A 22,008-nucleotide genomic window follows, 5' to 3' on the forward strand; every position below is an offset into this window, starting at 1 on the left:
TTCCTCTCTCGAAAAGGATCCTCACGCCATGCCCGTTGTCAGTCGTCCCTGCGGTCGCAGCGCTCTTACGCTTGCCCTGCACAGCACCCTGCTGAACTTTGCCCTGGTCGCAGGCAGCGCCACTGCCTGGGCTGCGAGCCCTGAGCAGCCAGAAGCTGCAGCGCAGAGCGCCGGCAGCAGCCCCGATGCGCTGGTCCTCGACAACACCAATGTCGACGCCAGCTATCACGGCCCGGCGCTACCGGACGCTTTTGCCGGTGAGCAAGTAGCGCGGGGGGCACGCCTGGGGATGATGGGCAACAAAGACATCATGGATACCCCCTTCAGTGTGACCAGCTACACCGCCAAGACCCTCGCTGACCTGCAGACGGTCACCGTTGCCGATGCCCTGGAGCGTGACCCGTCGGTGCGCTCTACCGGGCAGACAGGGGGCATCGTCGATTCGTTCTTCATCCGTGGCTTCCCGGTCGGCGAGGGTAACCTGGGTGAGCTGGCCTTCGATGGCGTTTACGGTGTGGCGCCCAACTACCGGGTGTTCACCGAGTACGCCGAGCGCGTCGAAGTACTCAAGGGCCCCGGTGCTCTGGCCTATGGGATCTCACCGAACAGTGGTGTAGGGGGCGTGATCAACATCGTGCCGAAGCGCCCGCTGGAAGAAGACCTGACCCGCTTCACCGCCAGTTATGCGATGGACACACAGGTAGGCGGCCACCTCGATGTAAGCCGGCGCTTTGGTGACGAGAAACAGTTTGGCGTGCGCTTCAATGGCAACCTGCAAGGCGGCGATACCGCCGTCGACAACCAGCGTCGCGACCTGGGGATTGCCGCCATTGCCCTGGATTACCGCGGCGAGCGCCTGCGCCTGAACCTGGATTTCATCAGCCAGAAAGAAAGCTATGAAGCGGCGTCGCGGCCATTCACGATCGCACCGGGTGTCGAGGTTCCGTCTGCCCCTAACGGGCGAACCAACCTGCCGCAGGACTGGGGCTGGTCTGACACCAAGGAGCAGTCGGCGTTGCTCGGTGGTGAATATGACCTCAGTGATGCGCTCACGGTGTTTGCTCACGCAGGTGGCGGCAAGGCAGACGTCAAGCGGATGTCCGACCAGGTACCGCGAATCCTCAATGATGCAGGTGATACCAGCAACATTCCCGGTTACTACAAGTTCAACGTGGATCGTTCCACGGCGGATGTGGGCATCCGTGGTGTGTTCGCCACCGGGCCGGTCAACCACACCACGACGGTGATGGCGACCCAGTACAAGGACGAGCTGTCCCGCGGGATCAACAACGGTAGCGAGATTCGCTCCAACATTTATCACCCGGTGGATGTGCCCAAGCAGTACATCAATGCGCCGAAGGTGCTGCGTATCTCCGAGTCGGACCTGTCCGGTGTGGCGCTGAGCGACACCTTGTCCATGCTCGATGACCGCTTCCAGCTCACCCTGGGCGTGCGCCGGCAGAACATCGAATCGCGAAACTACAGCTCCACAGGCGCGGTCAGCTCCAAGTATGACGACAGCGCGACCACCCCTCTGGTCGGGGTGGTGGTCAAGCCTTGGGACAACGTATCGCTCTACTACAACTACGTCGAAGGCCTGAGCAAAGGCGACATCGCGCCCGGCACCGCAGCCAACGCGGGCCAGGCCTTTGCGCCGTACAAGTCCAAGCAGCACGAGGTCGGTGTCAAATACGAGCTGGGTACCTTCATGACCACCCTGGCACTGTTCCAGATTGAAAAACCGAGCGGGGAAGTCGGTGCGGACAACGTGTTCTCCGTACAGGCAGAGCAGCGTAACCGCGGCGTTGAGCTGAGCATGTTCGGTGAGGTCGCGCCAGGCACCCGATTGATGGGTGGTGTGACGCTGCTTGATGGTGAACTGACCGACTCTGCTACTGCGGCCAACCGTGGCAACAAGCCTGTCGGCGTGCCGGATGTGCAGGCGAACCTGTGGGCCGAGTGGGATACCCCATGGCTCGAAGGCTTCACCCTGACCGGCGGAGCCATCTATACCGACAGCCAGTACGTCAACCAGGCCAACACGCAGGAATTGAGTTCCTGGACGCGTGTCGATGCCGGCGCACGCTATGCGACGAAAATCGATGGCCGACCCACCACATTCCGCGCCACCGTGCAGAACGTGTTTGATCGCGAGTACTGGTCTGGCGTGGCTTCGTACGGCGCCTTCTCACCGGGGTACCCACGTACCTTGCAGTTGTCGGCAACTGTCGATTTTTGAACCTGTCAGGAAGTTCAGGTTGAGGCGAAGAGGCAGTGAGGTACGAGGCCGTAGTCTGGCCGGGCTGGACAAAAACGTCTCTGGACTCAACCGAAGGTACTGCACGTGAAAAAAGTAATTGAAGGCATGGTATTGGCCACGCTGTTGACCGCTTCGCTGACGGCTTTGGCCGAAGGCGGTGGCGACACGGTAGCGGCGCACATGGATGCGGCGCGCCAGCGTTCGATGGAGCACCTGCGCCAGGTGGTCAAGGCGCGCGCCGCTGACCCCATGCAGGTCGAGCAGCAGCCTCAGCTCAAGGCAGACCCTGCCCAGGCGCGGGGCTGATGCTTGCCGGGAGTCGCCAGGGGCGCACAGCCCCTGGCAGTTTCAGTGGCCCAGTTCATGCCCTTTGATGGTAATGATGCAACCGGGGTTGGCATCGCTGACCTCCAGTGCCAGTTCATGCAGCCGCGCCACTGCGGCGACCATGCTCAGTCCCAGCCCGTTGCCGACCGTGTGGCGACTGCTCTCGGAGCGGTAAAGCCGGCGGAACACTGCCTCACGCTCTGCTTCCGGAATGCCCGGCCCCTGGTCGGCCACGGTCAGTGCCACGGTTCGGTTGGCATTGCTGACCTCGACCGTAATGACAGAGTGATCCGGCGAGAACTTGATGGCGTTGTCCAGCAGGTTGCAGGTGGCATCGAACAACAACTGTGGGTCGCCTGAAATCATCGCCGGGCCCTTGCCGGCGACCAGGCGCACGCTGATGCCGCGCTCCTCCGCCAGCGGCTCGAAGAACTCCACGGCGTCTTCGCCGATGCGGTTGAGATCCACCGGTGCGAAGTGGCTGCGGCGCACGCTGTCTTCGATTTCCGAAATGCGCAACAGTGCGCGGAACGTTGACAACAAGCCTTTGGCGTCGGCCAGGGCCGAATCGATCACCTGCGCATGTTCCCGTTCATCCAGCCCGCGCCGCTGGGCCCGCTCCAGGCCGGCGATCAGGCGCGTCAGCGGGGTGCGCAGGTCGTGGGCAATGTCGTCGCACACGCCCTTGACCTCGCTCATCAGGCGCTCGAGTTCATCGAGCATGCCATTGACCACGGTGGCGATCCGGTCGATGTCGTCCAGGCTGCCCTTGATCGGCAGGCGCCGGCTCAGGTCGCCTTCGACGATGCGTTTGATGGCCGCGCTGAGCGAGTTCAGGCGCAGGCGCGTGGCGTTGCCCAGCCACACCGCGCCGAACAGCCCGACCAGCAACAGCAGGGCCCCGCCAGATGCCAGCGCCTGCACCAGCAGCTCGTCGAATTCGTGGATGTCGTAGACGTCCTGGGCGACTACCAGGACGTTGCCGTCGCTCAGCGCATGCTTGATGAAGCGGATGGGGCGATGGCCACCGGTGGGCTTGTCCCAGCGAAACTCGTCGGGCTTGTCGAAGGCCGGCGCTGCCGGCATGGCTTGCAGCGCACCAGCAAGCACCTTGCCGTCGGCGCTGAACAGCGTGTGTGGCACGCGGCCCTCACGGTCCTGTTCGGCATGCCGGGTCATCTCCTGCAGGCGCACTTCTGGCGACTGAGCGCTGCGGCTTTCGATTTGCCGATGCAGGTTGGCGTCGACTTCCTGCTTGAGGTAGATCGCGGTCTTCCAGTAGGTGTAGCCGAACAGCCCGAGAAACGAGGCGCCGAACAGCAGCAGAAACAGTAGGCCAGTGCGAAAACCACTGGTACGCGGGATTTCGCTAAGACGCACGGAGGACATAGCCCGCCCCCCGGATGGTGTGCAGCAGGGCCGATTCGCCCTCACTTTCGAGTTTTTTGCGCAGGCGGCCGATGTGCACTTCGATGACGTTGGTACGCTCATCGTAGGCGTAGTCCCAGACCGCCTCGAACAGCATGGTGCGGGTCACCACCTGGTCGGCATGCTCGGCCAGGTAATGCAGAAGCGCATACTCCCTGGGCAACAGGTTGATCTTGCGCTCGCCCCGCTGCACCGTGCGCCGCACCTGGTCGATGACCAGGTCGCCCACTTTCAGCTCATGGCTCTGCTGTACCGGCCGCGGCGCCTGCCCGCGGCGGATCAGGGCGTCGAGCCGGGCGGTCAGTTCGATGAACTCGAACGGCTTGGTCAGGTAGTCGTCGCCACCAGCCTGCAAGCCCCGCACGCGTTCGTCGAGGGTGCCGAGGGCGCTGAGCACCAGCACCGGCGTGGTGTTGCCGGCCGCGCGGATGGAGGTCAGCACGCCCAGGCCATCGACCTGCGGCAGCATGCGGTCGAGGACGATGAGGTCGAACGGGCTGCTGATGGCCTTGAGGATGCCCTCGCGGCCATCGTGGGCCAGGGTCACCTCGAAACCGTGGTCTTGCAGGGCTGCCTCGATTTCCCGGGCAGTTGCCATGTCGTCTTCGACGACCAGTACGTGCGTCATGAGTGCCTCGCTGTGGGCGGTTGCGCTGTATCACGGAGGTTTCACAACCTCGCGGGCATAGTGTGGCGCTTTGCGGTGAACAGCCAGGTCGCCGCTAGTTAAACTAAAGTTTATCGGGTTCAGGGAGCGCGCCATATGCGAATACTGCTGGTGGAGGATGATGCGGTGGCTGCCGCCTACCTGCAACGCGGGCTGGCCGAGGCCGGGCATGTCGCGGACATCGCCGAAGACGGGGCGCTGGGGCTGGACATGGCCCTGGAGGGGATCTACGACGCGGCCATCATCGACCGCAAGTTGCCCCTGCTGGACGGCCTGGCGCTGGTGCGCAGCCTGCGTAGCGAAGGCATCACCATTCCGCTGCTGATGTGCAGTGCCCTGGCCAGCACCGAACACCGCGTCGAAGGCCTGCGCGCCGGTTGCGACGACTACCTGGTGAAGCCCTATGCCTTTGTCGAGGTGCTGGCGCGCCTGAACGCGCTGCTACGCAGTGCCGGCCTTGCCAGTGCCACCGGCGAGCTGCTGAACGTACCCGGCCTGCAGCTGGACTGCCGGACCCGCCAGGCCAGCCGGGGCGGCCGGGTGATCCAGCTGCAGTACCGCGAGACCCTGCTGCTGGCCAAGCTGATGCGCCACAGCGGCGAAGTGGTGACCCGCGACATGCTCCTTGAAAGCGCCTGGGACTACCACTTCGACCCTAAAGACAACGTCATCGACAAACACATCTACCGGCTGCGGCGCAAACTCGACGAGGGCTTCGAGCAGTCCCTGATCACCACCATTCCCGGGTCGGGATATCTGCTCGAACCGCAAGGCTAGCGCTACCTAACATTTAGTTTATTTTCCGGCGAATGGGCTGCCAGGGAAGCCTGCGTATCGTCGACCCCAATTCTGGACGCCTGTCCATTCGAGGGTTTGATGGAGACGCTTTGCCATGGCTTTCCCGTTGCGGGCCAACCGCCCGTTTTTCGCATGCATGCGTGGCCTTTGCTGTTGTGCCGTGCTGTCACTGGCGGGCTGCTCGTTCGTGCCCGCCTACCACACGCCCGAGGTGCCGAACGCCTCGGCCTGGCAGGCCGCTGACGCACCCGCCGCCGCCGTGCGAGGCGGCGCGTGGTGGCGCGAGTTTCATGATGAAGCGCTGAACGCGCTGGTCGAGCGTGGCCTGCGCGGCAACTACACCTTGGCTGCCGCCATCGCAAGGGTCGATCAGGCGCGTGGCAATGCCGCCGTCGCGGGGGCAGGGCAGTACCCGCAGGTGACGCTGGATGGCAACTACCAGCGGCAGAACAACTACTCGACCACCGCCAAGCGCAGCCTGTCGCTGGGTGCGACCTACGAGATCGACTTCTGGGGCCAGCACAAGGCGACGGCGGATTCGGCGGATGAACTGGCCACTGCCAGCGCCTTCGATGCCCAGACGGTGCACATGACCCTGGCTGCGAGCATCGCCGACAGCTATTTCCAGGTGCGCTCGCTGGACCGGCGGATCGCGCTGGCCCAGCGCATCGTCAGCGATGCCCAGCAGTTGCTGGAGCTGGTGCAGGTACAGGCCAACCTGGGTTCCGCCTCGGACCTTGAAGTCGCTCAGCAACGCAATGTGTTGCAGACCTACCAGGGCAGCGTGCCGGCGTTGCAGCAACAACGTGACCAGGCCCTCTATCAGCTTGCCGTGCTGGTGGGCACGACCCCGCAAGGGTTCGCCCTGGCGCCGGCCCACGAGGCGGCTGGCGAAGTACCGGCCCCGGCCCTTGGCCTGCCGCTCGACCTGCTTGGCCAGCGGCCGGATATCCAGGCGGCCGAAGCGCGCCTGAAATCCGCCAACTTCGATATCGGCGCGGCCCGGGCAGCGTTTTTGCCCAATGTCTCGCTGAATTTGCTGGGCGGTTTCGACACCCTCGGCGGCGGCAGCATCTGGAGTGCCGTAGGTGCTATCAGCCAGCCGCTGTTCAGCGGCGGCCTGCTCACCGGCCAGTTGAACGTGACCAAGGCCCACGCGCAGGAGCTGCTGGCCAGTTACCGCGAGCTGTGGATCGAAGCCTTGCAGGACGTGCAGACCCAGATCAGCGCATCCCAGCAGTCGGCCAAGAGCTATTCGCTCAATGCCGGGGCCCTGGCGTCGGCCCGTGAGGCGTCGCGCCTGGCGCAGGTGCGCTATCGCCTGGGCGCCACCGACTTCCAGACCCTGCTGATCGCCGAGCGCACCCAGTACCAGGCCGAGGACGCCTTGCTGCAGATCGACCTGCAGCACGTCCAGGCCGCCGTTGGCCTGTTCCGGGCGCTCGGTGGCGACTTCGACCCTTCAGTGACGAAACAGATGGCCAGCCACGCCCCAGCGGCGCCGCTGCACACGGAGACAACACGATGATGTTCACCACCCAACCGCGCCGCCTGGGCCTGGCCGTCGCCGGCATCGGCCTGCTGGCCATCGGTTACCTGCGCTACGACGGCGCAGCGCCGGTCAAGGCTGTACAGGCGCCGCCCGTGCCGGTGCAGATCGCCCAGGTAACCGGGCAGGACATGCCGGTGTGGTTGGCGTCCATCGGCAATGTGCAACCGCTCAACCGGGTGAATGTGCGCGTGCGCGCCGACGGCGAGCTGACCGCTGTGCGCTTCGAGGAAGGCCAGATGGTCGAGGCCAATGCCGTGCTGGCGACCATCGATACTCGCGCCTACAAGGCGCAGCTCGCCCAGGCCCAGGCGGTGGTTGCCCGTGACCAGGCACAGATCGGCAACCTCAAGGTCAGCCTCGACCGCGCCAGCAAGCTGGCCCAGGCCAAGGCCGGCCCGACCCAGGATGTCGACACCTACAAGGCGCAACTGGCCGCGCAGCAGGCCAGCCTGCAAGCCGACCAGGCCGCCCTCGACAGTGCGCAGCTACAGCTGTCGTTCACCGAGGTGCGCGCGCCGTTCGCCGGGCGCACCGGCCAGCGCCAGCTCGATGTCGGCTCGATCATCCATGGCAGCGAGGCCACCGGCCTGGTTACCCTGACGCAGATGAACCCGATTTCAGTGTCGTTTGCGGTTTCCCAGGATGAGCTGCCCGGCATCCTCCAGCAGCAGGCGCAGGCACCGCTGCAGGTGGTGGCGATGAGTGCCGATGGCCAGCGCGAAATTGCCCGCGGCAAGCTCACCTTCATCGACAGCCAGGTGGCGGCGGCCAGCGGCCAGGTGCAGCTCAAGGCGCAGTTCGACAACGCCAGCCAACAGCTCTGGCCCGGCCAGCTGGTGAGTGCACGGGTGCTGGTCGATACCCGGCAGAATGTCACCGCGGTGCCGGCCAGTGCCGTGCAGATGGGCCGTGAAGGCAACTACGTGTACGTGGTCGACGACCAGCAGCAAGTGCAAGTACGCAAGGTCGATGCCGCGCCGCTGGTGGTGGCCGGCGAGCAGTGGATTCGTGAGGGCTTGAAAGTTGGCGAGAAGGTTATCGCCAACGGCCAGTCCCGCGTGGCCCCTGGGGTGAAGGTGATGGATGCCCGGCAGGATGTGGCTGCCACGGAGGCGCAACGATGAAGTTCCTGCTTGGGCTGGTCAGCCGCCGCGTGGGCTTGAGCGTGCTGGCGTTGGCCGTGTTGCTGCTGGGTACCGCCGCTTACTTCCGCCTGCCGGTGGCGGCCTTGCCGACGGTCGATTTCCCCACCATCCAGGTCACTGCCGTGCTTTCGGGGGCCAACGCCGAAACCATGGCCAGCTCGGTCGCGACGCCGCTGGAGCGGGCGTTTGCGACGGTGCCACAGGTGACGTCCATGTCGTCGAGCAATGCCGCCGGCAAGACCCAGATCGTCCTGCAATTCGACCTGGACCGCGACATCGACGGTGCCGCCCAGGATGTGCAGGCGGCCATCAACACAGCGTCGGCCAGCCTGCCGACGACCATGACCACGCCACCGCGGCTGAACAAGGTCAACCCGTCCGAAGCCACCGTGCTGTCGATTGCCGTAACTTCGCCAGTGCGCACGCTGCCTGAGCTCGACCGCTACGTGGACAACTACATCGCCCAGCAGCTGTCGCAGGTGCCCGGGGTCGGGATGATCGACTTCCATGGCGAGCAGAAGCCTGCCGTGCGCGTGCGCATCGACCCCGACCGGCTTGCCGCGCGGGGCCTGACCCTGGAGGACGTGCGCTCGATCATCGGCGTCAGCACCATCGACCAGCCCAAGGGCAGCCTCGACGGCCCATTGCACTCGATCAGCCTGGGCGCCACTGACCAGATGCTGGACGTGCAGCAGTACCGCGACCAGGTGGTTGCCTACCGCAGCGGCATGCCCATTCGCCTTGGCGACCTGGGCGAGGTGGTGCTGGCAGCCGAAGATACCCAGCAATCTGCGGTGCTCGATGGCCAGCCCACGGTCATCGCCGACATTCACAAGCAACCCGGCTATAACGTGATCAGCACCATCGAGCAGATCCAGGCGCGCCTGCCAGGCCTGATGGCCCAGCTGCCCGCCGACGTCCAGGTGCACATCGCCGGCGACCGCACCCAGACCATCCAGGCCTCGGTGGCAGACGTGCAATTCACGTTGCTGCTGACCATTGCCCTGGTGGTGCTGGTGATCTTCCTGTTCCTGCGCAGCGCCGTCGCCACGCTGATACCGGCCATGACCATCCCGCTGTCGCTGGCCGCGACCTTCGCGGTGATGTACCTGCTCGGCTACAGCCTGGACAACCTGTCGATCATGGGCCTGGCCATTGCGGTGGGCTTCGTGGTCGATGATGCGATCGTGATGATGGAAAACATCGTTCGCCACCTGGAAATGGGCAAGTCGCGCCTGCAGGCGGCCCTGGACGGCCTGGCGGAAGTGGCGATGACCATCGTTTCGATGACCGTGTCATTGATTGCGGTGTTCCTGCCGGTGCTGCTCATGAGCGGCATGGTCGGCCGGTTGATGCGTGAGTTTGCGGTCACCGTGAGCGTGGCCGTGGCGGTGTCCTGCGTGATTTCGCTGGCCGTGACGCCGATGCTTTGTGCCTGGCTGCTCAAGCCGCATGCCGGGCATGCCCCCCAGGGGCGTTTCGCCCGGGGCAGCGAGGCCTGCTTCGAGGCGATCCAGCGTGGCTATGAGGTTTCCCTCGACTGGGTGCTGGGCCATCAGCGGCTTGCATTGGCAGCGATGCTGGCCACGGTGCTGGCCACCGGCTTGCTGTTCACCAGCATCCCCAAGGGCTTTTTCCCCGAGCAGGACACCGGCCTGATCACCGCCATCGCCGAAGCGGCGCCGGACAGCTCGCCAGCCAGCATGCGCGAGCAGGTCGGCCAGTTGGCGGCCATCGTTGGCCAGGACCCGGCGGTGGACAAGGTCTATTACTGGGTCGGGCCCAACCCGACCATCAGCCAGGCACGCATGGTGATCGGCCTCAAACCGTTCGAGGCGCGCAGCGCTTCGGCCCGGCAGGTCATCAACCGCTTGCAGGCGCCGCTGGCGCAGGTGCCGGGCATCCGCCTGTTCATGCAGCCGAACCAGGACATCCAGTTTGGCGGCAAGGTCAGCAAGACCCAGTATCAGTACACCCTGCAGGATGCCAACTCGAACGAGCTCGACCAATGGGCCGGCAAGCTGCTGGGCGAGCTGCAGAAGCTGCCGCAATTGCAGCATGTCAGCTCGGACCAGCAGCAGGGCATCGCCCAGGCCACCCTGGTGATCGACCGCTCCGCCGCGGCGCGCCTGGGCGTCGAGGTGCAGGCCATCGACAATGTGCTGTACGACGCCTTTGGCCAGCGCCAGGTGGCGACGATGTTCACCCAGCTCGACCAGAACCACGTGATCCTCGAACTCGACCCGCGTTGGCAAGAGTCCCTGGCAACCCTGGAACACCTGTACGTGCGCGCTGCCAGCGGTGAACTGGTACCGCTGAACATGCTGGCCAAGGTCGAGCGTGAGCTGGTGCCGGTGGTGATCAACCATCAGGGCGTGTTCCCGTCCATTACCCTGTCGTTCGACCTGGCCCCCGGCATGGCGCTCAGCGATGCCGTGGCGGCGGTGGAGCAGGTGTCGGCCAGGCTCGGCATGCCCGATACCGTGCAGGGCAGCTTCCAGGGTTCGGCACAGGTCTTCCAGGATGCGATGAAGTCGCAGCCCTGGCTGATCCTGGCGGCGATCCTGACGGTGTATGTGATCCTGGCGCTGCTATACGAGAACGCCATTCACCCGCTGACCATCATCTCCACCTTGCCGTCGGCAGGCTTTGGCGCGTTGGTGGCGCTGTGGCTCAGCGGGCTGGACCTGTCGATCCTGGCGATGATCGGCATCATCCTGCTGATCGGTATCGTCAAGAAGAACGCGATCATGATCGTCGACTTCACCCTCGATGCACGCAGCCGCGGGCTGACGCCGGCCGAGGCGGTGCGGGCCGCGTGCCTGCTGCGCCTGCGGCCGATCCTGATGACCTCGCTGGCGGCGCTGCTGGGTGCGGTGCCCCTGGCCTTCGGCCACGGTGCCGGGGCGGAGCTGCGCCAGCCGCTGGGCATCGCCATTGTGGGGGGGCTGCTGGTGTCGCTGGTGCTGACCCTGTACTCGACGCCGACCATCTACCTGTGGTTCGAGCGCTGGCAGGCCCGGCGCGAAGCACGGGCGGGGCAGGGCGAACTCGCCTAACGCTCCAGCAACTGCCCCACCAGCCATTGCCCGGCGGGCCCCAGCGCCCGCTGGCGTGACCAGGCCACATCCATGGCCACCCGCCGTGGGTAGCCGGCCATGGGCAACTCCACCAGGCCACTGCCGAAGCGCGCCACCAGCGCCTTGGGCAGTTCGGCCCAGCCGAAGCCGCGCACGGCGAACTCGAGCAAGGTCAGGTAGTCCGGTGCCGACCAGGCCTGGCCGTGGCCATGGGGCAGGCTCGGGGCGTAGGTCTTGATGTACAGCTGGCGTTCGTGTTCCAGGTGTTCCGGCTGCAACGCCGGCAGCTTCGCCAACGGGTGTTCGCGGCTGGCATAGAGGCAGAATTCTGCCTGCTCGGGCAGGCGTGCCACGCTGACATCCGCCGGGTAACTGCCCTGCGCCGCGAGGATGCCGATATGCGCCAGGCCTTGCTGCACCAGGTCGATCACGTCGGCGTCCTCGGAGGGGCCGCAGCGCAGTTCGGTGTGCGGGTAATGCTCGGCGAAACGGCCCATCGCCGCGCCCTGGAAGGTCACGCTGTAACTGTCGGACATCACCACTGACACCAGCGGTTCGACCTGGTCAGCCAGGCGCACGGCCAATGCATCCAGCCTGGCGCTGGCATCGAGGATCGCCTCGACGTGGTTCAGCACCTGATGGCCGGCCGCATTGAGCGTGGGGTGACGGCCGGCGCGGTCGAACAGCGGGCAGCCGATGTCGGCCTCGAAGTTGGCAATGGCGATGCTGATGGTCGACTGGCTCTTGCGCAGCTTGCGCGCGGCGGCGGAGAACGAACCGAGGGCGGCGGCTTCGACGAAGGCGACGAGAGCTTCGGGGGAGTAGCGCATGGGTATCGATTAAAACCATGGAAGGTGTCCCAGGAGTATCGATCCCGTCAAAGTGGCAAGCAAGCATGAATCGTAGATGGCGGATTTCTGCACGGCGCAAGAGTCTGCTCTATGGGTTGCTGGTAGCGAAGGCTTGGCTGGTGGCGCACTCGATAAGCCAGTCGATCAAAACCTGTAACCTTTTGGGCATCGGGTCGTGATGGGGGTAGACCAGGAAGTAACCGTAGTTGGAGGCATCCAGAAAGTCCCCGAACGGCAGCACCAGCTCACCTTGCGCAATCCGCTCTCTGACCAGTTGTTCCCGGCCGATAGCAATGCCGGCGTGACTCAGCGCCGCGAGCGTGCAAAGGTCTGAACGGTCAAATGTGAGGAACCGGCGCGGGAGTTTGAGGCCGGCACCTGTGCTGTTGGCCCAGAGCTGCCATTCTGCATCGAATGCGGCGTTGTCCCAGGCCGCAACGTCATGCAATGCGGTGCACTGCTCCACCTGTCGCAGGTCACCTGCCAATGCATGGGTTTCTGCGTAACGGGGAGAGCACACTGGGGCGATCCGCTCGTTCATCAAGTGGATACTCTGCAACCCGGGATGATGCCCATCCGAGTAACACAGGACCAGGTCGATCTTTCGTGTCCGGTAATCGATGCTCTCGTTACCGACCCTGATATCCAGCTGGATATCAGGGTAGCGGGCGGTGAACTGTGCCAGCCGCGGCACCAGCCAGCACTGTGCTACGGACGGGCGTACATACAAGGTCAGCTGGCCAGCGATCTCAGCGTGGGCGCGCTCCTGCACGGCCTCGCTGAGTTCATCCATGGTCCGCTGCATGACCGTGAACAAGCGCTCACCGTCTTCGGTAAGGCGGACCTTGCGCGGCATGCGGTGAAACAGCTTGTATGCCAGCTCATCTTCCAGGCGGTTGATGCGATGGCTCACTGCACTGGCCGTCAGGCACAGCTCATCTGCTGCGCGAGAGAAGCTCAGGTGTCGTGCGGCCACCAGGAAAACATGCAGGCTGCCCAAGTGCGAGCCGTTGAGTTTCACCGTGGTACCGCTGCCTTGGCTGTTCATTGACCCATCCTTCTGCGCAGTTCATCTACTGCTGTTACACCGTAGCTGGAAGGCTTCGCCCTTTCGCCAGGTATGCGTTGAACTCATCGTCCGGCACCATGCTGCCACCTGTACCCCAGACGAGGTGGGTAGCCTGCTGCAGTTGGGCCGCGGAGTAGCCCAGGCGAGCCAGATAGTCGCTTGCCTGTAGCACCCGAGCCATCCCGGGTACGCCGGCCAGCGCAGAGGGCTCCAGCTTGACCTTGTCCTGTTCGAAGGCAACCACCATCAGGCGGTACAGCTCTTCGTCGGTCACGGTGTAGTAGCCGTCAATCAGCCGCTGCATGGCTTTGCCGACGAACCCGGACGGGCGTCCGACTGCCAGGCCGTCGGCGGCGGTGATGTTGTCGATACCGAAGTCTTGCACGCTGGTTTCGTCGTGCAGGCCGGTGTACACGCCCAGCAGCATGCAGGGCGAGTGGGTGGGCTCGGCGAAAACGCAGTGCACTGCATCACCGAAAACCAGCTTCAAGCCGAAGGCGACGCCGCCAGGGCCGCCGCCAACACCACAGGGCAGGTAGACAAACAGTGGGTGATCGGCGTCCACCTTGATGCCGGCCTGGTCGAATTGCCGGGCCAGGCGCTCGGCGGCCACGGCATAGCCCAGAAAGAGTTGCGGGGAGTTCTCGTCGTCAACGAAATAGCAGCTGGGGTCGGACGCTGCCTGCTGGCGGCCCTGCTCGACGGCAACGCTGTAGTCCGAGGCGTGTTCAACCACCGTTACGCCGTTGGCGCGCAGCTTGTCCTTTTTCCACTGCCTGGCGTCGGATGACATGTGCACGCTCACCTGGAAGCCCAGCTTCGCGCTCATGATGCCGATCGACAAGCCCAGGTTACCGGTCGAACCCACGGCGATCTTGTACTGGCTGAAGAACGCGCGCGCCTGCTCGCTGGCCAGTACGGCGTAATCATCGCAGGGCGTGATCAGGCCGGCTGCCAACGCCAGATCCTCGGCGTGCTTGAGCACCTCATGTATGCCGCCACGGGCCTTGATGGAGCCTGAAATGGGCAGGTCGCTGTCTGCCTTGAGCCACAGGCTACCAGCGTTCTGCAATGATCCTTCTTCGACAAGCAGCTGGCGAAGCTGCGGCAGTGGGGCGATATGGGACTCGATAACCCCGCCGCTGGCTGCCGTTTCGGGGAACACGGTGGCGAGGTAGGGCGCGAACCTCTGCAGCCGCTGGCTCGTGGCCTGCACATCTTCAGCGGTCAGGCCCACGTCGCTCAGTGCTGCTGACGCCTTGGCGATACCAGGGTTGAACCAGCTGGTTTCCTTCAGGGCGACCAGGTCGGCAATGATTGGGTGGCTTTGTTGCCAGGCTTGCAAGGTTTTTCCGTGAATCATGATTTCACCTGTAGCGCAGTCTTTGCACAGTAGATCAGACAATTTTCGAAAGCAGCAGGGTCAGGCACAAGGCGATCACCGAGGCCAGCACGGTAGCTGCGGTAAATTTCTTCAGCGCATCGCTCAGCGAAAGGCCGAGGTATTCCTTCACAACCCAGAACGCCGAATCGGTAATGTGCGTCCAGCCAATGGCCCCGGCACCGATGGCGATCACCAGGATTTCCCGGTTGTATTCGGGGTGCTGGCCAAGCATCGGCATTACCATGCCCGCTGCGCTGATCATGGCCACCGTGGCCGAACCGACCGCAAAGTGCATGATCCCGGCGATCAGCCAAGCGAGGATGATCGGGTTGAGCTGGGTCTGGTTGAGCACGTCAGCCAGTGCCTTGCCGATGCCGCTACCCACCAGCATGTCGTTGAAGGCGCCACCGGCACCGATGATCAGCAAGATGCCGGCCAGGGGCGGGAAGCAGCGCTGGGTCAGGTTGAGCAATTGCGCCATGTCCAGGCCGCGACGCAGGCCCAGCGCCCAGTAGGCGAACACGACCGACAGCGCCAGGGCGATCAGCGGGTTGCCAATAAAGGCCACCCATTCGTAGAGCGGGGTGCCTTTGGCCAGCACGGTGACTGCCAAGGTCTTCGCGACCATGAGCAGCAGCGGCAGCAGCACCGTGGCGAGCGTGATGCCGAAGGGTGGTAGCGGTTGGTCGTCGGCCTGGGCCTCGCTGCGTGCGGCAAGGAAAGCCTGTTGCGCGGGTGTCGCGTCGCGGTTGCAGGCAAAGCGTACCCAGATCGGGCCGGCGATGATGGCAGTGGGCAGACCAACGATCAGGCCGTAGAGGATGACAGTGCCGATATCGGCATTGAGCATGCCGGTAATTGCCGTGGCAGCCGGGTGCGGTGGCAGGATGCAGTGCACCACCATCAGCGAGGTAGCCAGCGGCACGCCGAGGTACAGCATGCTGATACGGGTTTGCCGGGCGACCACGTAAATCAGCGGAATCAGCAACACGAAGCCGACTTCGAAGAACACCGGGATGCCGGCAATGAAGCCCACCAGCATCATTGCCCATGACGCGTTGCGTTCGCCCAGCAGGTTCAATAGCGTGGTGGCGATGCGTTTTGCTCCGCCCGATTCTTCGAGCAGTTTGCCCAGGATGCTGCCCAGGCCGATGATGCCGGCGAGAAAGCCGAGCGTGCTGCCCATGCCCTTTTCGAAAGCAGCAACCATGGCCGTAGGCGGCATGCCGGTGCCGATGCCTACCACCAGGCTTGCAGCCAGCAGGGCGAGGAAGGGGTGGACCTTGAGCTTGCTGATCATCACCACGATCAGGAGTATCGCGGTGCCCAGGACGATTAACGAGAACGTTGGAGTCATCTTGTAGTTATCTCTGTCGCTGATCGCTTCCGTGCGAGCTTCTTGTTGGTTTCCAACCATTAGATTTCAGCGATTTGATCGACTCAAACGATCACTTTTCAAGGCATGGGTGAACTCATGTCACCCATGGCATTGGGTTGGCATTCAGAGTTGGGGGCGATTCAGTACGAGAATGCTGAAGATCGTCACTCTGGCGAAGAAGTCCGCCGGATTGTGGAACAGCACTTGCTCCACCTGAGTTTCGCAGCATCGCTTGCTGTTCCGTATCGAACCAGTCATCCCTTGTCAGCTCTCCCGCGAGCAGGCTTCGGAGTTGATGGGCGATGGCCAAGGCCTTGATGGAGGGCGCAGAGATAGGCATGGGGGCTGCGAAAGGCCAGGTCTGAGAACGCATTACGGCTACCAGGTGTTCGTCGACAGTTGTGCAGTGCCTGTGAAATCGAGCGCGGCGCATCGCGGCTAAAGCCGCTCCTACATTTGTTGCAACGTACCGAACCTGTTTATGCCATGGTTGCCTGCCCTGGTGCATGCCCTGAGCCTTGCAGGCAGGCTGGAAACCATGGCCTGTCAGGCATGGCCACGTTGCAACAAATGTAGGAGCGAATTTATTCGCGATGCGCCGCGCGGGCGGCGCTCGGTCTCACAGCCGCTGTCTATTTAACGTCGAACACCTTTAGGCCATCACGCCCTCAATCCGGCGATAACGACCCACCGCTGCACATCACTGACTCAGCGGCACGCCACTGAGCTTCTGCAGCTCGTCGAAGTCGATGTCTGCGCAGATCTCTACCACTTTCAGGCCATCGGCGGTCACTTCCAGCACGGCCAGGTCAGTGTAGATACGGCTGACGCAACCGATGCCGGTCAGCGGGTAGGTGCACTCGGGCACCAGCTTGCTTTCGCCAGACTTGGTCAGGTGGTCCATCATCACGAACACCTGGCGGGCGCCTGTGGCAAGGTCCATCGCGCCGCCTACGGCAGGGATCGAACCTTCGGCACCGGTGTGCCAGTTGGCCAGGTCGCCCTTGACCGACACCTGGAAGGCGCCCAGTACGGCGATGTCCAGGTGGCCGCCACGCATCATCGAGAACGAGTCGGCGTGGTGGAAGAAGGCTCCCCCGGTAAGCAGGGTCACGTGCTGCTTGCCAGCGTTGATCAGGTCATCGTCTTCCTCGCCCGGTGCCGGGCTTGGGCCCATGCCCAGCAGGCCGTTTTCGCTGTGCAGGAACACTTCCTTGTCACCCAGGTAGTTGGCCACCAGGGTCGGTGCGCCGATGCCCAGGTTGACGTACGCGCCTTCCTGGATGTCTGCGGCCACGCGCTGGGCCATCTCGGTGCGGGAAAGCTTTTTGGTGATGGTCATGGCAGGCCTCAGACAGCGTTGGCGATCGAAGAAGCGGCAGCGCCGGAGACGGCAACCACACGCTGGACGAAAATACCCGGGGTGATGATGTGTTCCGGGTCCAGTTCACCGAGCTCGACGATCTGGTCGACCTGGGCGATGGCGGTCTTGGCGGCCATGGCCATGATCGGGCCGAAGTTGCGGGCGGCCTTGCGGTAGGTCAGGTTGCCCCAGCGGTCGCCCTTGTGCGCCTTGATCAGCGCGAAGTCGGCGTGCAGCGGCATTTCCAGTACGTACTGGCGGCCGTCGATTTCACGGGTTTCCTTGCCTTCGGCCAGCAGCGTGCCGTAGCCGGTCGGCGAGAAGAACGCACCGATCCCTGAGCCCGCTGCGCGGATACGCTCGGCCAGGTTGCCTTGCGGCACGACTTCCAGTTCGATCTTGCCGGCCCGGTACAGTTCGTCGAACACGTATGAGTCAGACTGGCGCGGGAAGGAGCAGATTACCTTGCGCACGCTGCCCGCCATCAACAGAGCGGCCAGGCCGATCTCGCCGTTGCCGGCGTTGTTGCTGATGATGGTCAGGTCGCGGGCACCGGTGGCGATCAGGCCATCAATGAGTTCAGAAGGCATGCCGGCAGTGCCGAAACCGCCGACCATGATGGTCGAGCCGTCGGTAATCCCTTCCACCGCGCTGGCGATGGACTCAAACGTTTTATTGATCACAGCGAGCTCCTGGTTCTTCCTGGAGTATGGATTGTCGACCTGGCCGCGTGCGGACGCGGTGGGGCCATTCAGCGCTTGGAGTTGTGTGCTGATTTGCCTATAGCGTGCCGCAAGACAGGGCAACAGTAGAGAGGGCGGAGTGGAATTTGTGCGATTACCGAACTGTTGTGCGATTTATGAGCGGCTCAGGTCACCTGCGTTCACTCGGATGCAAACGACGGTCGTTCCGCGAACCATGCCACCGCCAGCGCCTTGAACGCCTCGGCCGAAGGCGTCAGCGGATAGCGCTGGTCATGCGCCAGCACGATGCTATGGGTTGGCAGTTTTTCCTCGGTCGGCCGGCAGACCAGCGCTTGGCCATCATAGCTACGGTCACCAAATGGCCGGGTATAGATCAGCGCCACGCCAAACCCGTTGGCGACGAGGCTACGCTGCAACTCGAAGGTGCGCACACGGTGCACGACGGCGGGTGAAAGGTCGTAGAAGCTGAACAGGTCCAGCACATGCTGCCAGCTGTGGGCCTGGTCGGTGACGACCAGCGTGTATTCGGCCAGGGCTTTGAGACTGACACGCGGCTCCTTGGCCAACGGGTGATCGGCCGCCAGCAATACCTGAGCGGTCAGTTGGCAAAGCTGAGTGCATTGGGTGTTCGGCGGCAAACCCAGGTCGTAGGTGATCGCCAGCTCTATCGCCCCCTCACTGAGCCGCTTGCCAACATAGTCGAAGCTGCCATCGCGCATGTCGACAGTGACCCTTGGGCAGGACTCCTGCATGCGTCGCACGATTTGTGGCAGGCAATAGGGCGCCAGGTCTTCGAAACATCCGACCACCAGTTCCCCGACGCACTCGCCTGCATTGGCATTGATCTCGGCAAAGGTCTGAGCCTCTGCCAGCACGCGACGGGCCTGGACCATGACAGTGCGGCCGAATGGCGTCAGCGAGATGCCGAGGCCACGTTGGCGGATGAAGATCGATTGACCCAGCACCTCTTCAAGTTCGGTGATGGCCGTCGAAATGGAGGGTTGTGAAACATGAAGCTCCATGGCGGCAGTCGTCAGGTTTCCGTGCTTGGCCGCTGCGAGCGCATAGCGAAGTTGACGCAGTGTGAACTTCATAGCTTTTTCCGTTGTGATGCATCAGGACTTATTATTTTCTCCTTTTTTGAGGTTGTGAAATATTTCTCCCGCGCAGTGCTCTCCATGGCAAGGCTCGTCAGCCAGTCTGGCGTTCCTCCTTGGGCCGGATGCCCTCGAATACTGCAATCAATGTTCTTGTTTGGGAGCGTCACAATGACAATTACAAAGGCTCTGCTGACCACGACACTTTCTTTCGGGCTGCTGGCGGCCGCGGGCGTCAGCCAGGCGGCCAGCTGGTGCGAGTCTGGCAAACCGGTGAAATTCGCCGGTTTGAACTGGGAAAGCGGGATGCTGCTCACTGACGTGATGCAGTTCGTGCTGAAAAATGGTTATGGCTGCGAGACCGATAGCCTGCCGGGCAACTCCATCTCCATGGAAAACGCCCTGAGCAGCAACGATATCCAGGTATTTGCCGAAGAGTGGGTGGGGCGCAGCGAGGTCTGGAACAAGGCTGAGGCTGCCGGCAAGGTGGTCGGCGTCGGCTCGCCGGTGGATGGCGCGGTCGAAGGCTGGTATGTGCCGCGTTATGTGATCGAAGGCGATGCCAGGCGCAAACTCGAAGCCAAGGCACCGAACCTCAAGAGCATCGCCGATCTGGGGCAGTACGCCCAGGTGTTCAAGGACCCGGAAGAGCCGGACAAGGGGCGCTTCTACAATTGCCCGGCCGGCTGGACCTGTGAGCTGGACAACAGCGAAATGCTCAAGCGCTACGGTCTGGAAAACACCTACACCAACTTCCGCCCGGGCACCGGCCCGGCGCTGGATGCCGCCGTACTATCGAGCTACAAGCGTGGCGAGCCGATCCTGTTCTACTACTGGTCGCCGACACCGCTGATGGGCCAGGCCGACCTGGTCAAGCTGGACGAGCCAGGCGTGGATAAATCCCTGACCATCAAAGTGGGGCTGTCGAAGGCCTTCCACGAGCAGGCGCCGGAACTCGTGGCCGTGCTGGAAAAGATCAATCTGCCGATCGATCTGCTGAACCAGAACCTGGCGCGCATGAGCAAGGAGCGTATCGAGTCGCCGGAACTGGCCAGGTTGTTCCTCAAGGAGCACCCCGAAGTCTGGCACAGCTGGGTCAGCGAAGACGCAGCCAGAAAAGTAGACGCGGCACTCTGAACGTGCGGGCGCGTTCGGCTCCTGCCGGGCACGCCGCACCACAGTCCGCTTCATGCACTTGCTCGAGAGAATTCCATGTTTCCCAAAAACTTCACGTTCTCCATTGCCGACTGGGTCAATGGCTGGGTCGATGCGCTCGTAACCAACTACGGTGACGTGTTCCGGCACATCTCCGACACCCTGTTGTGGGCCATCGTCAACCTCGAAGGCCTGCTGCGCGCTACCCCCTGGTGGCTGATGCTGGCCATCGTCGCGGCTGTTGCCTGGCATGCCACTCGCAAGGCTTTGACCACGGCCGTGATCGTCGGCTTGCTGTTCCTGGTCGGTGCGGTAGGCCTCTGGGACAAGCTGATGCAAACCCTGGCGCTGATGCTGGTGGCAACGCTGATATCGGTCCTGGTCGGCATTCCGCTGGGTATCCTGTCGGCACGCAACGATCGCCTGCGGGCGGTGTTGATGCCGCTGCTCGACATCATGCAGACCATGCCCAGCTTCGTGTACCTGATCCCGGTACTGATGCTGTTCGGCCTGGGCAAGGTGCCGGCGATCTTTGCCACTGTCATCTATGCCGCCCCGCCGCTGATTCGCCTGACCGACCTGGGCATTCGCCAGGTGGACGGTGAGGTCATGGAGGCTATCAATGCCTTTGGTGCCAACCGCCTGCAGCAACTGTTCGGCGTGCAGCTGCCACTGGCGTTGCCGAGCATCATGGCGGGTATCAACCAGACCACCATGATGGCCCTGTCGATGGTGGTGATCGCCTCGATGATTGGTGCCCGGGGCTTGGGTGAAGACGTGCTGGTCGGCATCCAGACCCTGAATGTGGGCCGTGGCCTCGAAGCGGGCCTGGCCATTGTGATTCTGGCGGTTGTGATCGACCGCATTACCCAAGCCTATGGCCGGTCACGGCATGGGGTGGGCAAATGAGCGCCAAGCAGATGATGAACAAGATCGAAGTGAAGCATGTCTTCAAGATATTCGGTGCTCGCGCCGAAGATGCCCTGAAACTGATCCAGCAGAAAAAAACCAAGGATCAGGTGCTGGCCGAAACCGGCTGTGTGGTCGGGGTCAACGACCTGTCGTTGTCCATCGGCAGCGGTGAGATCTTCGTGATCATGGGGCTGTCAGGCTCGGGCAAGTCGACCCTGGTGCGCCACTTCAACCGCCTGATCGACCCGACCAGCGGCCAGATCCTGGTCGATGGCGAGGACATCCTGCAATACGACATGCAAGCCCTGCGCGAATTTCGCCGGCGCAAGATCAGCATGGTGTTCCAGAGCTTCGGCCTGTTGCCGCACCGCACCGTGCTGGACAACGTCGCCTATGGCCTGAAGGTCCGTGGCGAGAACAAGGCCATGTGCACCGAGCGTGCCTTGCACTGGATCAACACCGTGGGCCTCAAGGGCTACGAAAAGTCGTACCCGCACCAGTTGTCGGGCGGCATGCGCCAGCGCGTCGGCCTGGCCCGTGCCTTGGCGGCCGACACCGACATCATCCTGATGGACGAAGCCTTCAGTGCACTCGACCCGCTGATTCGCGCCGAAATGCAGGACCAGTTGCTGGAACTGCAGAAGACCCTGCACAAGACCATCGTCTTCATCACCCACGACCTCGATGAAGCGGTGCGTATCGGTAACCGCATTGCCATTCTCAAGGACGGTCGCCTGATCCAGGTCGGCACACCGAAGGAAATCCTCTACCAGCCCGCGGACGAATACGTCGATCGTTTCGTGCAGCGCCGCGTAGCTTCGCTTTAAGGAACCGCGAA

The 22,008-nt window shown here is 63.3% G+C and carries 18 protein-coding genes; 9 read left to right on the forward strand and 9 right to left on the reverse strand.

The features are described from left to right. Window positions 1–28 precede the first annotated feature (28 nt). The gene (locus BUQ73_RS10090) at window positions 29–2,239 is read left to right on the forward strand and encodes a TonB-dependent receptor (RefSeq protein WP_079227713.1); all 2,211 of its coding nucleotides are present in this window, start codon (window positions 29–31) and stop codon (window positions 2,237–2,239) included. 105 nt (window positions 2,240–2,344) lie between these two features. Further along, on the forward strand, window positions 2,345–2,566 hold the full coding sequence (locus BUQ73_RS10095) for a co-regulatory protein PtrA N-terminal domain-containing protein (protein WP_079227715.1): 222 nt from the start codon (window positions 2,345–2,347) through the stop codon (window positions 2,564–2,566). Between the two features lie 42 nt (window positions 2,567–2,608). Here BUQ73_RS10095 and BUQ73_RS10100 read toward each other — a convergent pair whose 3' ends face one another. After that, window positions 2,609–3,976 (reverse strand): sensor histidine kinase, encoded by a 1,368-nt coding sequence (locus BUQ73_RS10100; protein ID WP_079227716.1) that lies wholly within the window; start codon window positions 3,974–3,976, stop codon window positions 2,609–2,611. Then, a complete protein-coding gene (locus BUQ73_RS10105) occupies window positions 3,957–4,643 on the reverse strand; it encodes a response regulator transcription factor (RefSeq protein ID WP_079227718.1) in 687 nt (228 codons plus the stop codon). Before BUQ73_RS10105 ends, BUQ73_RS10100 begins: the two co-directional genes overlap by 20 nt. A 135-nt stretch (window positions 4,644–4,778) precedes the next feature. On the opposite strand from BUQ73_RS10105, the gene BUQ73_RS10110 reads away from it, so the two are divergent. The 4 genes from BUQ73_RS10110 (at window position 4,779) to BUQ73_RS10125 (ending at window position 11,236) form a co-directional block, all read left to right on the forward strand. Continuing rightward, window positions 4,779–5,459, forward strand: coding sequence for a response regulator transcription factor (locus BUQ73_RS10110; RefSeq protein ID WP_079227720.1), 681 nt, complete (start codon window positions 4,779–4,781; stop codon window positions 5,457–5,459). Between the two features lie 115 nt (window positions 5,460–5,574). Next, window positions 5,575–7,008, forward strand: a complete 1,434-nt coding sequence (locus tag BUQ73_RS10115) for an efflux transporter outer membrane subunit (RefSeq protein WP_237772764.1) — start codon at window positions 5,575–5,577, stop codon at window positions 7,006–7,008. Further along, window positions 7,005–8,156 (forward strand): efflux RND transporter periplasmic adaptor subunit, encoded by a 1,152-nt coding sequence (locus BUQ73_RS10120; protein ID WP_079227721.1) that lies wholly within the window; start codon window positions 7,005–7,007, stop codon window positions 8,154–8,156. The genes BUQ73_RS10115 and BUQ73_RS10120 overlap by 4 nt, the downstream gene beginning before the upstream one ends. Next, window positions 8,153–11,236, forward strand: a complete 3,084-nt coding sequence (locus tag BUQ73_RS10125) for an efflux RND transporter permease subunit (RefSeq protein WP_079227723.1) — start codon at window positions 8,153–8,155, stop codon at window positions 11,234–11,236. Before BUQ73_RS10120 ends, BUQ73_RS10125 begins: the two co-directional genes overlap by 4 nt. On the opposite strand, the gene BUQ73_RS10130 is transcribed toward BUQ73_RS10125, so the two are convergent. The 7 genes from BUQ73_RS10130 to BUQ73_RS10160 form a co-directional block, all read right to left on the reverse strand. After that, on the reverse strand, window positions 11,233–12,087 hold the full coding sequence (locus BUQ73_RS10130; protein WP_027916920.1) for a LysR family transcriptional regulator: 855 nt from the start codon (window positions 12,085–12,087) through the stop codon (window positions 11,233–11,235). The genes BUQ73_RS10125 and BUQ73_RS10130 overlap by 4 nt on opposite strands. 109 nt (window positions 12,088–12,196) lie before the next feature. Then, entirely contained in the window at window positions 12,197–13,156 is a 960-nt protein-coding gene (dsdC, locus tag BUQ73_RS10135) for a DNA-binding transcriptional regulator DsdC (RefSeq protein WP_079227725.1), read from the reverse strand. Window positions 13,157–13,190: 34 nt separating this feature from the next. Then, window positions 13,191–14,540: a D-serine ammonia-lyase gene (locus tag BUQ73_RS10140; RefSeq protein WP_079227726.1), complete on the reverse strand. Its 1,350-nt coding sequence runs from the start codon at window positions 14,538–14,540 to the stop codon at window positions 13,191–13,193. 34 nt (window positions 14,541–14,574) lie between these two features. Further along, on the reverse strand, window positions 14,575–15,918 hold the full coding sequence (locus tag BUQ73_RS10145; protein WP_079227728.1) for a gluconate:H+ symporter: 1,344 nt from the start codon (window positions 15,916–15,918) through the stop codon (window positions 14,575–14,577). A 721-nt stretch (window positions 15,919–16,639) separates the two neighbouring features. Continuing rightward, window positions 16,640–17,281 (reverse strand): 3-oxoacid CoA-transferase subunit B, encoded by a 642-nt coding sequence (locus BUQ73_RS10150; protein WP_079227730.1) that lies wholly within the window; start codon window positions 17,279–17,281, stop codon window positions 16,640–16,642. Window positions 17,282–17,289: 8 nt separating this feature from the next. Then, window positions 17,290–17,985 (reverse strand): 3-oxoacid CoA-transferase subunit A, encoded by a 696-nt coding sequence (locus BUQ73_RS10155; RefSeq protein ID WP_027916915.1) that lies wholly within the window; start codon window positions 17,983–17,985, stop codon window positions 17,290–17,292. 200 nt (window positions 17,986–18,185) lie between these two features. Beyond that, a complete protein-coding gene (locus tag BUQ73_RS10160) occupies window positions 18,186–19,100 on the reverse strand; it encodes a LysR family transcriptional regulator (RefSeq protein ID WP_079227731.1) in 915 nt (304 codons plus the stop codon). Between the two features lie 174 nt (window positions 19,101–19,274). Here BUQ73_RS10160 and BUQ73_RS10165 point away from each other — a divergent pair, with 174 nt between their 5' ends. The 3 genes from BUQ73_RS10165 to BUQ73_RS10175 all read left to right on the forward strand — a co-directional run bounded on the left by BUQ73_RS10165 (window position 19,275) and on the right by BUQ73_RS10175 (window position 21,997). Further along, on the forward strand, window positions 19,275–20,240 hold the full coding sequence (locus tag BUQ73_RS10165) for an ABC transporter substrate-binding protein (protein WP_079227733.1): 966 nt from the start codon (window positions 19,275–19,277) through the stop codon (window positions 20,238–20,240). A 75-nt stretch (window positions 20,241–20,315) separates the two neighbouring features. After that, a complete protein-coding gene (locus tag BUQ73_RS10170) occupies window positions 20,316–21,167 on the forward strand; it encodes an ABC transporter permease (protein WP_079227735.1) in 852 nt (283 codons plus the stop codon). Continuing rightward, entirely contained in the window at window positions 21,164–21,997 is an 834-nt protein-coding gene (locus BUQ73_RS10175; RefSeq protein ID WP_079227737.1) for a quaternary amine ABC transporter ATP-binding protein, read from the forward strand. The genes BUQ73_RS10170 and BUQ73_RS10175 overlap by 4 nt, the downstream gene beginning before the upstream one ends. Window positions 21,998–22,008: the final 11 nt, after the last annotated feature.

Source organism: Pseudomonas putida, assembly GCF_002025705.1.
Taxonomy (GTDB): Bacteria; Pseudomonadota; Gammaproteobacteria; order Pseudomonadales; family Pseudomonadaceae; genus Aquipseudomonas; species Aquipseudomonas putida_J.

What these genes read in the sequence shown, in the direction of transcription:
- BUQ73_RS10115 (WP_237772764.1), top strand. Translation starts at nt 5,575, where the DNA reads ATGGCTTTCCCGTTGCGGGCCAACCGCCCGTTTTTCGCATGCATGCGT.
- BUQ73_RS10145 (WP_079227728.1), bottom strand. Translation starts at nt 15,918, where the DNA reads ATGACTCCAACGTTCTCGTTAATCGTCCTGGGCACCGCGATACTCCTG.
- BUQ73_RS10150 (WP_079227730.1), bottom strand. Translation starts at nt 17,281, where the DNA reads ATGACCATCACCAAAAAGCTTTCCCGCACCGAGATGGCCCAGCGCGTG.
- BUQ73_RS10130 (WP_027916920.1), bottom strand. Translation starts at nt 12,087, where the DNA reads ATGCGCTACTCCCCCGAAGCTCTCGTCGCCTTCGTCGAAGCCGCCGCC.
- BUQ73_RS10160 (WP_079227731.1), bottom strand. Translation starts at nt 19,100, where the DNA reads ATGAAGTTCACACTGCGTCAACTTCGCTATGCGCTCGCAGCGGCCAAG.
- dsdC (WP_079227725.1), bottom strand. Translation starts at nt 13,156, where the DNA reads ATGAACAGCCAAGGCAGCGGTACCACGGTGAAACTCAACGGCTCGCAC.
- BUQ73_RS10110 (WP_079227720.1), top strand. Translation starts at nt 4,779, where the DNA reads ATGCGAATACTGCTGGTGGAGGATGATGCGGTGGCTGCCGCCTACCTG.
- BUQ73_RS10100 (WP_079227716.1), bottom strand. Translation starts at nt 3,976, where the DNA reads ATGTCCTCCGTGCGTCTTAGCGAAATCCCGCGTACCAGTGGTTTTCGC.
- BUQ73_RS10120 (WP_079227721.1), top strand. Translation starts at nt 7,005, where the DNA reads ATGATGTTCACCACCCAACCGCGCCGCCTGGGCCTGGCCGTCGCCGGC.
- BUQ73_RS10090 (WP_079227713.1), top strand. Translation starts at nt 29, where the DNA reads ATGCCCGTTGTCAGTCGTCCCTGCGGTCGCAGCGCTCTTACGCTTGCC.
- BUQ73_RS10170 (WP_079227735.1), top strand. Translation starts at nt 20,316, where the DNA reads ATGTTTCCCAAAAACTTCACGTTCTCCATTGCCGACTGGGTCAATGGC.
- BUQ73_RS10125 (WP_079227723.1), top strand. Translation starts at nt 8,153, where the DNA reads ATGAAGTTCCTGCTTGGGCTGGTCAGCCGCCGCGTGGGCTTGAGCGTG.
- BUQ73_RS10175 (WP_079227737.1), top strand. Translation starts at nt 21,164, where the DNA reads ATGAGCGCCAAGCAGATGATGAACAAGATCGAAGTGAAGCATGTCTTC.
- BUQ73_RS10105 (WP_079227718.1), bottom strand. Translation starts at nt 4,643, where the DNA reads ATGACGCACGTACTGGTCGTCGAAGACGACATGGCAACTGCCCGGGAA.
- BUQ73_RS10165 (WP_079227733.1), top strand. Translation starts at nt 19,275, where the DNA reads ATGACAATTACAAAGGCTCTGCTGACCACGACACTTTCTTTCGGGCTG.
- BUQ73_RS10140 (WP_079227726.1), bottom strand. Translation starts at nt 14,540, where the DNA reads ATGATTCACGGAAAAACCTTGCAAGCCTGGCAACAAAGCCACCCAATC.